The organism is Pseudoalteromonas sp. OANN1, from assembly GCF_024124685.1.
Taxonomy (GTDB): domain Bacteria; phylum Pseudomonadota; class Gammaproteobacteria; order Enterobacterales; family Alteromonadaceae; genus Pseudoalteromonas; species Pseudoalteromonas piscicida.
In genome coordinates, this window is sequence record NZ_JAMXSE010000004.1 from 253,320 (window position 1) to 266,188 (window position 12,869).

General features: G+C 45.7%; 11 protein-coding genes. 8 read left to right on the forward strand and 3 right to left on the reverse strand.

Annotated elements, in window-relative coordinates; translation table 11 throughout:
* The first annotated feature begins 28 nt into the window (after positions 1–28).
* From sucC to NH462_RS05940, 3 genes are read left to right on the forward strand one after another with little or no spacing between them, the layout of a single operon-like run.
* Positions 29–1,195 (forward strand): ADP-forming succinate--CoA ligase subunit beta, encoded by a 1,167-nt coding sequence (gene sucC / locus NH462_RS05930; RefSeq protein ID WP_010371452.1) that lies wholly within the window; start codon positions 29–31, stop codon positions 1,193–1,195.
* Positions 1,195–2,067 (forward strand): succinate--CoA ligase subunit alpha, encoded by an 873-nt coding sequence (sucD, locus tag NH462_RS05935; RefSeq protein ID WP_010371451.1) that lies wholly within the window; start codon positions 1,195–1,197, stop codon positions 2,065–2,067. The genes sucC and sucD overlap by 1 nt, the downstream gene beginning before the upstream one ends.
* A 41-nt stretch (positions 2,068–2,108) precedes the next feature.
* Positions 2,109–2,726 carry a Crp/Fnr family transcriptional regulator gene (locus tag NH462_RS05940; RefSeq protein WP_253104808.1) on the forward strand — a complete coding sequence of 206 codons (618 nt, stop codon included), beginning with the start codon at positions 2,109–2,111 and terminating at the stop codon, positions 2,724–2,726.
* 1 nt (position 2,727) lies between these two features.
* Here the strand turns inward: NH462_RS05940 and NH462_RS05945 are convergent, their stop codons facing one another.
* The 3 genes from NH462_RS05945 to NH462_RS05955 all read right to left on the reverse strand — a co-directional run bounded on the left by NH462_RS05945 (position 2,728) and on the right by NH462_RS05955 (position 5,783).
* A complete protein-coding gene (locus NH462_RS05945; RefSeq protein WP_253104811.1) occupies positions 2,728–3,039 on the reverse strand; it encodes an antibiotic biosynthesis monooxygenase in 312 nt (103 codons plus the stop codon).
* A 119-nt stretch (positions 3,040–3,158) separates the two neighbouring features.
* Entirely contained in the window at positions 3,159–4,370 is a 1,212-nt protein-coding gene (locus tag NH462_RS05950) for a Xaa-Pro peptidase family protein (protein ID WP_010371441.1), read from the reverse strand.
* Positions 4,371–4,547: 177 nt separating this feature from the next.
* Positions 4,548–5,783 (reverse strand): FAD-dependent oxidoreductase, encoded by a 1,236-nt coding sequence (locus NH462_RS05955; protein ID WP_253104815.1) that lies wholly within the window; start codon positions 5,781–5,783, stop codon positions 4,548–4,550.
* Between the two features lie 227 nt (positions 5,784–6,010).
* Here NH462_RS05955 and NH462_RS05960 point away from each other — a divergent pair, with 227 nt between their 5' ends.
* The 5 genes from NH462_RS05960 to NH462_RS05980 all read left to right on the forward strand — a co-directional run bounded on the left by NH462_RS05960 (position 6,011) and on the right by NH462_RS05980 (position 12,434).
* Positions 6,011–6,925 (forward strand): dihydrodipicolinate synthase family protein, encoded by a 915-nt coding sequence (locus NH462_RS05960; RefSeq protein ID WP_017217280.1) that lies wholly within the window; start codon positions 6,011–6,013, stop codon positions 6,923–6,925.
* Between the two features lie 4 nt (positions 6,926–6,929).
* Complete coding sequence (locus NH462_RS05965) at positions 6,930–7,931, forward strand: 4-hydroxyproline epimerase (protein ID WP_239982346.1); 1,002 nt, start codon at positions 6,930–6,932, stop codon at positions 7,929–7,931.
* Between the two features lie 32 nt (positions 7,932–7,963).
* Entirely contained in the window at positions 7,964–9,460 is a 1,497-nt protein-coding gene (locus NH462_RS05970) for an aldehyde dehydrogenase (NADP(+)) (RefSeq protein ID WP_253104819.1), read from the forward strand.
* 139 nt (positions 9,461–9,599) lie between these two features.
* Positions 9,600–10,265: a GntR family transcriptional regulator gene (locus NH462_RS05975; protein WP_253104822.1), complete on the forward strand. Its 666-nt coding sequence runs from the start codon at positions 9,600–9,602 to the stop codon at positions 10,263–10,265.
* 273 nt (positions 10,266–10,538) lie between these two features.
* Positions 10,539–12,434 carry an acetate--CoA ligase gene (locus NH462_RS05980; protein WP_253104825.1) on the forward strand — a complete coding sequence of 632 codons (1,896 nt, stop codon included), beginning with the start codon at positions 10,539–10,541 and terminating at the stop codon, positions 12,432–12,434.
* The last annotated feature ends 435 nt before the right edge of the window (positions 12,435–12,869 follow it).

Here is a 12,869-nt window from a genome sequence, read left to right on the forward strand (position 1 = left end):
TTTAGTATAAAAAATTGGATAAAGCATCATGAATTTGCATGAGTATCAGGCAAAACAACTTTTTGCCGAATATGGTTTACCTGTATCAGAAGGCTTTGCTTGTGATACACCTCAAGAAGCAGTTGAAGCTGCTGGTAAAATCGGTGGAGACAAGTGGGTTGTTAAGTGTCAAGTACACGCTGGCGGCCGTGGTAAAGCTGGCGGTGTTAAACTTGCAGACAGCAAAGACGAAATCCGCGCATTCGCTGAAAACTGGTTAGGTAAAAACCTAGTTACTTACCAAACAGACGAGAAAGGTCAGCCTGTTGCTAAAATCTTAGTAGAAAGCTGCACTGATATTGCAAATGAACTATACCTAGGTGCTGTTGTTGACCGTGGCTCACGTAAAATCGTGTTCATGGCATCAACTGAAGGTGGTGTAGAAATTGAACAAGTTGCAGAAGAAACGCCTGAACTAATTCATAAAGCTGAGATCGACCCACTAGTAGGTCCTCAAGCTTACCAAGGTCGTGAGCTAGCGTTCAAACTAGGTTTGAACCCAACTCAAGTTAAGCAATTCACTAAGATCTTCATGGGTCTAGCGCAAATGTTTATCAACCACGACTTTGCTCTACTAGAAATCAACCCTCTAGTGATCACAGACGCTGGTAACCTACACTGCCTAGACGGCAAAATCGGTGTAGACGGCAACGCATTGTTCCGCCAGCCTAAGATCCGTGAATTCCACGATCCTTCACAAGAAGACGCTCGTGAAGCACACGCAGCAAGCTTTGAACTTAACTATGTAGCACTAGACGGTAACGTTGGTTGTATGGTTAACGGTGCAGGCCTTGCGATGGGTACTATGGACATCGTAAACCTACACGGCGGCAAGCCAGCTAACTTCTTAGACGTTGGTGGTGGTGCGACTAAAGAGCGTGTATCTGAAGCATTCAAGATCATCCTTTCTGACGACAATGTTAAAGCAGTACTAGTTAACATCTTCGGTGGTATCGTACGTTGTGACATGATCGCTGAAGGTATTATCGGTGCGGTTAAGGAAGTTGGCGTAAACGTACCAGTAGTTGTACGTCTTGAAGGTACTAACGCTGAAGCTGGTCGTGAAGTACTAGCTAACTCTGGCCTTGACATCATTGCAGCTGAGTCACTAACTGACGCTGCTGAGAAAGTAGTTGCTGCTGCGGAGGGCAAATAATGTCTGTACTAATTAACAAAGATACTAAAGTAATCTGTCAAGGTTTCACTGGTGGTCAGGGTACTTTCCACTCTGAGCAAGCTATCCAGTACGGTACACAAATGGTTGGTGGTGTTTCTCCTGGTAAAGGCGGCACAACTCACCTAGGTCTACCTGTATTTAACACAGTACGTGAAGCGGTAGAGTCAACTGGTGCAACTGCATCTGTTATCTACGTACCAGCTGCATTCTGTAAAGACGCTATCCTTGAAGCGATCAGCGCAGGTATCGAACTAATCGTATGTATCACTGAAGGCATCCCTACACTAGATATGGTTGATGTTAAAGTGAAGCTAGAAGAAACTGGCGTTCGCATGATTGGTCCTAACTGCCCAGGTGTTATCACTCCAGGTGAAACTAAGATCGGTATCATGCCAGGTCATATCCACTTGCCTGGTAAAGTAGGTATCGTGTCACGTTCTGGTACTTTGACTTATGAAGCAGTTAAGCAAACAACTGACGCTGGCTTCGGTCAATCTACTTGTGTTGGTATCGGTGGTGATCCAATCCCAGGCACTAACTTCATCGACGTACTAGAGATGTTCCAAAACGATCCGCAAACTGAAGCTATCGTAATGATCGGTGAGATCGGCGGTACAGCTGAAGAAGAAGCGGCTGAGTACATCAAGCACAACGTAACTAAGCCTGTTGTTTCTTACATCGCAGGTGTTACAGCTCCTCCAGGTAAGCGTATGGGTCACGCTGGTGCAATTATCGCAGGCGGTAAAGGTACAGCTGACGAGAAATTCGCAGCACTTGAAGCAGCGGGTGTTAAAACAGTTCGCTCTCTTGCAGAAATCGGTTCTGCACTAAAAGAGAAAGCGGGTTGGTAAGTTAATACCACACGTTAAAAAGGCTCCTCAAGGAGCCTTTTTTGATCTCGCTATACCAATTGCATGAGGGGATTATGCCTTTTCATAAACTCGGTCAGCTTTGTGAAGTCACAAGAAATGAATTATTAACACTTATCAAGCAAAACCCAACGTTCGACACTAAGCGCTGCAGCCGTAATGAAATATTATTGCAACAAGGGCAGGTACAACGTCATGGCTTCTTTATCCACTCTGGCAAGCTTGTCTCATCGGTTGTAAATGAAACAGGGGAGCTAAGACATAAGGAGTTTTATTTTGCTGGCGAACTTTGTATTTTATTTGCTGAATGGATCCAAAAATCTCCTAGTTTCTATCAAATCTCTGCGTTGGATGATGCGAAGATAGTACTCGTTCCGTTAGTCGAATTAGAACAAGCTAATCTTCGTGCACTTAAATTAAAATTATTAGAACAGCAGTTGCTATTTAAAGAAGCAAAAGAAGCTTTTCTATTACTTAATACGCTGGAGCAAAGATATTGTTTTTTGCGTGACGAACGTCCGCATTGGGTTAATAGTTTAGCAAATTATGATCTTGCTAATTATTTGGGCGTAACGCCTCAAGTTCTATCACGATTAAAGTCGCGAGTAAACAAAGCACAAGCGACTATAACTAAGCGCTAGTTCAAAGACTGTATTCTCGCTCTACCTTAGCAATACGAGTCGTATAGCTTTGATACCATTTTTTGTTGCCGTTTTTTTGTGCCTCAATATGCTCAGCATTGGCTTTCCATGCTTTGATTGATTCTAGGTCGCGCCAATAAGAAACGGTGATCCCAACCTCTTCAACCGCAGATTCTAACCCTAAAAACCCGGGTTGTAGCTGTGCAAGCTCGACCATTCGCGAAGCGGTTTGCGCATAGCCTTCATCGTCTTTATTTTTAATATTGGTAAAAATTACAGCGTAATAGGGTGGTGGAGGAGTAGTTGCTATCATAAGTTGTGACGCAGTAAATTGCAGGTGTTAAGTTTATACCAATTAACCCCTGCTTAAATCAATCACGATAAATGGTGAATTGCTTATCAGAGCATCTCACCATGTAGCTATCGCTAGGGTTATTCAACCCCAAAAGGATTTTCTATGCTATGTGCAGGTTCAGTAAACCAACGTGGACCTTCGTCGGTCATATAGAAATGGTCTTCCAAGCGAATGCCAAATTCATCAGGAATAACCAGCATAGGTTCGTTTGAAAAACACATTCCGGCTGCAAGCGGTTCTGGGTTGTCTTTGACTAAATAAGGCCATTCGTGGATATCTAAGCCGATGCCATGCCCAGTGCGATGCGGGCAACCTGGTAGTTGATAATCAGGACCAAGCCCATTGCTGGCAATATATTCTCTCGCGGCCTTATCAACAGCGCCACAGGGCGCACCAATTTTGGCTGCATTAAATGCTGCAATTTGCGCTTGCTTCTCGATTTGCCAAACGGACTTTTGCTTTTCACTGGGGTCGCCAAAAACATAAGTACGGGTAATATCACTAAGGTAGCCGTGTAACTTACAGCCAGTGTCGACGAGAACCACATCGCCTTTTTTCAGCGTTTGTGGATTTTTTACACCATGTGGGAATGACGACGCCACACCAAATAGCACAATACAAAAATAATTGCCCGGCGCCCCCACTTTTTTGTGCGCTTCATTAATAAAGGCTTCAACTTCGGTTGTCGTGATCCCTTCATACAGCATAGATGCCGTTGCTTTATGTACGGCAAGTGTCATGTCCATTGCACGTTGAATAAGGGCAATTTCATTGGCCGATTTATGCATTCTACAATGCGCGGTTACTGCCTTTGCATTGATAAGCGAAAGCTCAGGTGCCGCGAGTCTGATCCCATCAGCAACAAAAAACGCAGTGCTTTCGTCAATGGCGAGTGTGCCTGTGCTATCAATATTGAGTGTGTTAAGTACGTTTGCGACGAGCTGGTAAGGAGATTCTTCTTCTTGCCAAGCATGAATAGGACCTTCAATCAGCCAATAATCCTTGATTGAGCCGATCTCGAAAAATGGGACGATAAACTGAACTTGTCCATTGGCGGGTAAAATAGCACCGACCAAACGCTCACTGGCGTACCACTGCAAACCAGTAAAGTATTTTAAATTTGTACCAGCATTTAAATAGAGTGCATCAATGTTGTTCTGCTGCATATATTGTTGAGCTTTCTCTATTCTTGCTAAATACTCGCTTTCGCCAATTGGCGCTACGCCTTTGGTCATATCTTCTAAGTTATCTAGCGCCTGTTGCGCGCTCTGGTATGCAATACCTTTCATTTTTGTGATCCTATATATCAATTTGACTTGATACTTGCTCAATTTGAAGGAGTAAATTTTACGCTAACTGCGTTAAAAATTTCTTATTTAGCGTAACTAAATCACAAAATTTTTGCCTTGCTATCGGTAAAACTTTCTTGCTTCAAATAGACCTCTTAATCAAGCAAATTGCTATTACTAATTAAATCGAGCAATACTAAAGGGAGTAAGATCGATGTCGTTGGGCTTGTTGTCAATAAGATCTGCGATACATTCACTTGAAATTGCGGCTTGGGTCAGTCCTAAATGCTGATGACCCAGTGCAAAATACAGGTTGTGATGATTTGGCGCTTGTCCGATGACAGGTAAATAATCTGGGAGTGAGGGACGGCAGCCAACCCAAAGCGCTTCACTATGTTGTGGCAGAGGTTGCCTTAATAGAATACTTGCGTGATGTAATAATACGCGAGCACGGCTGTAGTTGGGTTTACTCTCCAGTGCAGCAAATTCTACCGTTCCGGCCAGTCGCAAACCTGGTGACATGGGCGTCATGATAAACCCTCGCTCACTTGATGCGACAGGTCGTGTAAGCGTATTATTCACTGCCAACATGTTGTGATAACCGCGCTCGGCAATCATGGGCAGTGAGTAACCTAAAGACGCACAGAGCGTTTTACTTGCAGCACCCGTTGCCACAACGACTTTGTTAAAGGCCATCTTGTGGTTATTCGAGTTGAGTGTGTAGCCATGCTCTGTGTGGGTAATATTGTCGATCGAGCCTTGTTGGAATGCTCCCCCTAGCTCCATAAACTGCTCATATAACGTCAAACAGAGAGCGTAGGGATCTGTGCTATGCGCGACTTTATCAAAATACAGTGCCGAGGTAATGGTACTTGATAGGCTCGGCTCCATTTCTCGGGCTTGATCACCTGTAAGTAAGCTCACTGAGATGTCTTGTTCTGCATATTTTTTATAGCTTTGACGCGCAGAGCTTTCGTCACTTTCAAATACCAGTAAACTGCCGTTGCTAGATATAAGTGTATGATATTTATCACCAAGTAAACGCTGGTATGCGGGTAGTGCGCGTTCATTTAAACTTCTAAGTGCGATTGTACCTTTGTGGAAACAGCTACTTTTCATTTGCTTTAAGAATCGTAGAAACCAAGGAATATTTTTGAGCAAAGAGGTGGTCTCTATTCGCAAAGGCCCCACCGGATTGACTAACATGGCAGGCACTTTTGTTAGTAAAGCTGCATCAGCCATGGGGAATACCTGTTCTGTGGCAAAATGCCCAGCGTTACCCTTAGAGCATCCCTCCGCGGGCCGGTTTTTATCGAACAAGGTAACAGCGTGGCCTCGTTGAGCTAATTGCAGCGCGGTGGTGATCCCAATGATCCCTGCGCCGATCACTGCAATTTTATTATTACTTTCCACAATTCACCTCACCATCCTAAATTGTATTTCCACATAGACATCACTCAGGCCTCGTTTAAATACCAAAAAGAAAAAATTACCACTTATAAATCATAAGATTACAGACGTTTAGGCCAGTCATTTGAGTTGATGGCTAAAAAATCTCTCTTTTGAATATTGATTATTGTATACAATATACCTATGATGGCAAGCACAATAACTAAACAACCTAATGAAAGGCGAGAACCATGAACGTAAATTGGCAGGGTGTATATCCAGCAGTAACCACTCAATTCCATGATGATGAAAGCATCAACTTTGATACTACCAAAGAGATGATAGATAACCTGATTAACGAAGGGGTTCATGGCATCATAGTATTAGGCACCGTCGGTGAAAACTGCTCACTCACGGCTGACGAGAAACGCCAAGTTTTAAAAGCCGCAACAGAAGTGGTAGGCGATAGAGTGCCACTACTTAGTGGTGTGGCTGAAACCACAACTGCACTGGCTGTCGAGTTTGCCAAGGATGCAGAAGCGCTCGGCATAGATGGACTAATGGTATTGCCGGGGATGGTCTACCGCTCAACCGAGCGCGAAGCGATTCATCATTACCAACAGGTAGCGCGAAGCACAGCATTACCTATTATGATATACAACAATCCGGTGACCTACGGTGTCGATGTGTCTATTGAGGGCATGAAAACCTTAGCTGAAGAGCCCAATATTGTTTCTGTAAAAGAGGCGACGGAAGATACCCGCCGTATTAGTGAGCTGTTTAGCGCATTTGGCGATCGCTACGTTGTATTTGGTGGTGTTGATGATATCGCACTGGAAAGCCTAATGCTTGGCGCGACAGGTTGGATCTCGGGATTGACCAATGTATTCCCACGCGAGTCAGTGGCTATTTATAAGCTTGCTGAACAAGGTCGCTATGAGGAAGCGCGCGCGCTGTGGCGTTGGTTTTTACCTTTGCTACGCTTAGATACTATTCCGACACTGGTGCAGTGCATCAAATATGCAGAACATTTGGCTGGACGTGGTAGTGAAGTGACTCGTTCTCCAAGATTGCCACTCACCCAAGAACAAAAGGCTTACGTGAGTCGTTTGTACGATGAAGCGATGGCAAATCGAATTGACTTAAGCCAATATAACTTGGACTAAGCGTATGATTTTAGGCACCTACTATTGTATAGATGGCCACACCTGTGGCAATCCCGTGCGCTTGGTCACAAGCGGTCATCCAACGCTTTTGGGCGAGAGCATGAGTGAAAAGCGCCAACATTTTTTACGTGACTACGATTGGATAAGGCGCGCACTGATGTTTGAGCCCAGAGGCCATGACATGATGTCGGGTGCCTTTTTATATCCACCGACCACTGCTGATGGGGATGTGGCAATCCTATTTATCGAAACCTCTGGGTGCTTGCCTATGTGTGGGCATGGCACTATCGGGACAGTCACTTTTGGCCTTGAAAGCGGCCTTATTACTCCAAAGGAGCAGGGGGTACTCAAGCTTGACACCCCAGCGGGGCGCGTGAATGCTTATTATGAGATGAAAGCAGGTAAAGTGACTTGGGTAAGGCTCTACAATGTGCCGGCATTTTTGGCTTACCAAGCGGTGCCTGTCCATGTTGATGGGCTAGGGGAGCTCATCGTTGATATTGCCTATGGCGGTAACTTTTACATTATTGTTGAGCCTCAAAGTCTATTTGCTGGTGTGGATCAAAGTTGCGCCGCCGAATTACTGGCGTGGAGCCCCAAAGTGCGCGCGGCAGTTAATGCGCAAATAAACCCTATTCATCCCGAAGACTCTACCGTGTGCGGCGCCTCCCATGTGTTATGGACAGGCAAGCCACAACATCCAGATAGTCATGCGGCCAACGCGGTATTTTATGGCGATAAAGCGATTGATAGGTCGCCTTGTGGTACCGGCACAAGTGCACGAATGGCACAGTTGTTTGCAAAAGGACTGCTAAAAGATGGCGATACTTTTGTTCACGAGAGCATCATAGGCAGCCAATTTATCGGTAAGGTCGAAGGCACAACTGAAGTCGCGGGAAAAGCCGCAATTCTGCCAAGTATTCAAGGTTGGGCACGTCAAACGGGAAGTAATTGTATCACTGTAGATGACGAAGATCCGTATGCATTTGGTTTTCAGGTGCTCTAGCCATTAAGACTGAAAGAAAACAGGAGCTAACAATGAATTTATCAGGAAAGAGCTACATCAACGGTGCGTGGCAAGCCGCACAAACGGCAACAACGTTTTACGCGTTTTGCCCGGAAACCAATGAAGCGTTAACGCAACCATTTTTTAACGCTAGTGAAGCACAAGTAGAGGAAGCCGTTAATGCAGCAGAGCAGGCTTTTAAGGCTTATCGTAAAACGTCGATGACTGCTCGAGCAGAGTTTTTAGAGACCATAGCGCAAGAAGTTCTTGCCTTAGGTGACGAGCTAATAACTACCACAATGGCAGAAACTAACCTGCCAAGGCCAAGACTCGAGGGCGAGCGTGGCCGCACGGTAAACCAATTAAACGCATTTGCCGCAGCGCTGAGAGATAACCTAGCTGAGCTTTGCCTTGCAAAGGAAGAGCAAGCGGACCCAAATCGCACGCCGCTGCCTAAGCCAAAAACACAGCTTAAGCATATTCCTATTGGCGTTGTTGCGGTGTTTGGCGCGTCAAACTTCCCGTATGCCTTCTCTACGCTCGGGGGCGATACCGCAGCTGCGTTAGCCGCTGGCTGCCCTGTGGTATATAAAGGTCACCCAGCACATCCGGCAACGTGTGAGCTAATGACCAAAGCCATCGCCACAGCAATAAGCAAGTGCGATATGCCAAGCGGGGTGTTTTCAATGCTGCAAGCGAAAGCATACGATGTCGCGCATTGGCTGGTGAAAGCCGAGCCTATCAAAGCGGTTGGATTTACAGGCTCCTTTGACGTTGCAAAGGCATTGCAAGACACCATCGCGAAGCGCAATGAACCTATCCCGCTTTATGGTGAGCTTGGCAGCGTAAACCCGCAAATTGTCTTACCTGAAAAAATACAGTCGCAAGGCGCAGAGCTTGGTGCACAATTTGTCCAGTCTTTACTTATGGGCAATGGTCAATTTTGTACTAGCCCCGGTATTTGGTTGGTGCCAAGCAATCATTCACAAACATTTATCGAGACAGCTAAGCAAAATATTAGCGCAGCACCTTCCGATACCTTATTAACCCCTGGCATTTTAAAAGCTTATCAAAACAGCACTACGGCGCTAAAAGCACACCCTCAAGTAACGTTGTTGAGCGCTGGTGAGCAAGCACAGCCGTTTCACGCAAGCGCCCACTTGTTCCTAACGGATAGCAAAAGTTTTGTATCTGACGAGAGGCTTAAAGAAGAAGTCTTTGGGCCAAGTGCTTTAGTGGTGAGCTATGACGACTTAGCGCAGCTTGAGGACTTAATCGCAGACTTAGATGGGCAGCTCACCGCCAGTATTCATGGCACTGATTCTGACTTACATCAAGCCGAAGACATCATAGAGGCGTTACAATACCGCGTAGGTCGATTGATTTATGGGCAAATGCCAACGGGCGTTGAAGTGTGTGCCACCATGAACCATGGCGGGCCGTTTCCGTCATCAACCGATGTACGTTCAACATCGGTAGGGTTAGAAGCGCTCAAACGATTCGTAAGACCAATTTGTATACAAAGTTAAGCAAACCAAGCCCATAGTACTGCTATGGGCTTTTTTATTCAGACATAATTCGCACATCAAACTTATATACTCGACAAACATGCAATTTGAACTCAGATACGTTTATAATGAGTTCATAAAACAATAATTACTAAATACTATGGCAATTGTACATAAAACTCGAACTCAATTAGTTGCTGAAGCAATTCGTGAAAAAATCCTCACTGGCGAAATCAAAGCGGGCGAGCCGCTGAGGCAAGCCGCGCTGGCAGATGAGTTAAATGTAAGCCGTATTCCCGTTAGAGAAGCACTCCTGCAACTAGAAGCCGAAGGCTTAGTTAACTTTGAAGCGCACAAAGGTGCGACGGTCACGCGCTTAAGTGCTGAACAAATCGATGAAATATTTGATCTACGCGCATTGTTGGAAGCTGAGCTGTTACGTCACTCAATCGACCACTTAACCGCACGCGATCTGCTAGAAGCCGAAGCCATTTTAGCCGAGCTTGAAGAAGCCACCGCCGCTGGCGATACACAACTGGCAACTGGTAAGCTTAATGCCGAATTTCACAGTAAACTCTACAGCAAAGCACAGCGCCCACAAACCCGTGAGTTGGTGGATGTGTACAGTAAAAACTCGGAGCGCTACGTGCGCATGCACATTCTACTCGCTGGCGGCATTAAAACCGCACCAGAGGAACACCGCCAGCTATTAGAGCTATGCCGCGATAAAAATACCAGAGGGGCCTGTGACTTTTTGAAAAAACATATTACTGGCGCAAAAGATGATATCAAAGCGCTGCTGCTAAAGCTTGAAAGCGAGCAGTAGGTAAATTTGGTTGTATTGGCCCTAGTGGATTTCTGAATAATAGTCATATCTATTCTCATGGCTATTGTTCAGGACGCTGTGATTACATTTATATCTAATTAGAAGAACAAGTGCTTATTAACACCCGTACTAGAGACAGCTCCTTACCCAAACATAATCATATCTAACGCCCCCAACATTGATCCACATCATCCCGCAAGACTAAAGTCTCATCAAAACTTGGCGGTTTTTTATCTATCTTTACTAAGTTCCAGCGAAACTGAGTAACTTAATATGACAACAACATCCTATCAACAGGTATACCACACATTTACCCAAGACCCAGAGGCATTTTGGCTTAAAGAAGCGGCACGGCTTGATTGGCACACGCCACCAAAAATCGGACATACCCAAGACCAAGAGGGGCTGAGTCATTGGTTTAGTGATGGCTTGATGAATACCAGTTATTTGGCACTCGACCATCATGTACACCAAGGCCGAGGCGAGCAAGCCGCGCTAATTTATGACTCGCCGGTGACGAATACCAAACGCACAATTAGCTATCGTGAGTTGCTCTCTCAAGTGAGCCATTTTGCGGCTGGCTTAAATCAGCTTGGTGTAAGTGTAGGTGATAGGGTGGTTATTTATATGCCCATGGTGCCTGAGGCGGTCGTTGCTATGCTTGCTTGTGCGCGCGTGGGGGCTATACATTCGGTTGTGTTTGGCGGCTTTGCGCCTCATGAGCTTGCGGTGAGAATAGATGATGCGAAACCAAAGCTAGTGATCAGCGCTTCTTGCGGAATTGAAATAGACCGCATCATTGAATACAAACCTATGCTGGATGAAGCGCTCTCGTTGGCAAAGCATCAAGTAGAGCATTGCATTGTGTTACAGCGTGAGGAGTACCAAGCGCAGATTTCGTCGCCAAGAGACTTAGACTGGACGGTGGTGGAAAATACGCCAGAATCCTTTGATGCCGTGCCGTTACCAAGCACGCATCCGCTCTATATTTTATATACCTCCGGCACCACAGGCACACCCAAAGGAGTGGTGCGAGAGCACGGTGGTCACGCTGTGGCATTAAACTACAGTATGAAAACCGTTTACGGCATGGAGCCCGGTGAAGTGTTTTGGGCTGCATCTGACATTGGCTGGGTTGTGGGGCATTCTTATATTGTTTATGGCCCGCTGATTTATGGTTGCACCAGCGTATTATACGAAGGAAAACCGATTAAAACTCCAGATGCAGGGGCGTTTTGGCGAGTGGTCGAAGAATACCAAGTGGTTGCACTTTTTAGTGCTCCGACAGCATTTCGTGCCATAAAAAAAGAAGGCCCGAGCGCAGCCCTCTTGGCTAACTACAACACCAGCAGTCTAAAAGCACTATTTTTAGCTGGTGAACGACTCGACCCTGCTACCTACGACTGGCTACAGTCCACCACAAAGCTGCCGGTGATCGACCACTGGTGGCAAACGGAAACGGGCTGGGCAATTGCATCTAACCCAGTTGGAATTGAATTGATGCCTACAAAGGCGGGCAGTGCCACAGTTCCTACACCGGGCTATCAAGTTGAGATCCTTGATGTGGACGGCAGTCCATGTGAAGCCAATCAACAAGGTGTTGTTGCGGTTAAATTGCCACTTCCCCCTGGTTGTTTAACCACCATTTGGAATAATACAGCACGCTTTAAAGGCAGTTACTTATCACAATACCCCGGTTATTATCTCTCTGGTGACGGCGGCTATTTTGATGGAGACGGCTATTTGTTTATTATGGGCCGCACCGATGACGTAATAAACGTAGCCGGGCATAGACTGTCAACCGGTGAAATGGAAGAAATCGTCGCAGGTCACAATGCAATTGCAGAATGCGCCGTGTTTGGCGGTAAAGACGAGCTAAAAGGCCAAGTGCCTATTGCCATGGTGGTACTGAAAGATGGCGTAAACACCACTGAAACGGCCATTGCCGAGGAAATAAGAAGCCTGATCCGCGAAAAAATCGGCGCGATTGCCTGTCTTAAAACCATTAAAGTGGTTGAGCGTTTACCCAAAACCCGTTCAGGTAAAATTCTTAGAAAGAACCTACGCCAGCTGGTAGACGGAGAAGACATTGTCGTGCCATCTACCATTGACGACCCCGCCATTATAGAAGAGTTAAAGCAATTGTGGGATGTGAGCCAGCACCAATAGTTTTTGTGTGTTAGCCGGTTACCCCTAACGCTAAACGCGCATCAACATTAGTTAGGAGCGGGTTCACCCCGCGATTTTTTGGTGTGTCGTTCCTTCTAAAATCTGATGTCGCGATAAATCACAATCTACCAGTTTTAGTCGCGATCTAGCGGTGCTGCTGAGCTATTAGAGTAACTTGTGTTAAGCGTGCAGCAATATTAGGTGGGAGATGTATGGACTCCTCCCCCTTAACGGGAGAGTACGGTATAAAGATATTGCAAAACACTTTTACCAAATAAGGAGTCCATACATGACACAGTCTAATTTAGTTGCTATCGACTTGGCAAAAAACATTTTCCAAGTAGCGCAGCTGAAAGGCAATAAACTCAAGTTTAATAAGCCAATGAAACGCGAACCTATGCTTGAGTTGCTAGCAAAAGCCGAGGGTTCAAAGGT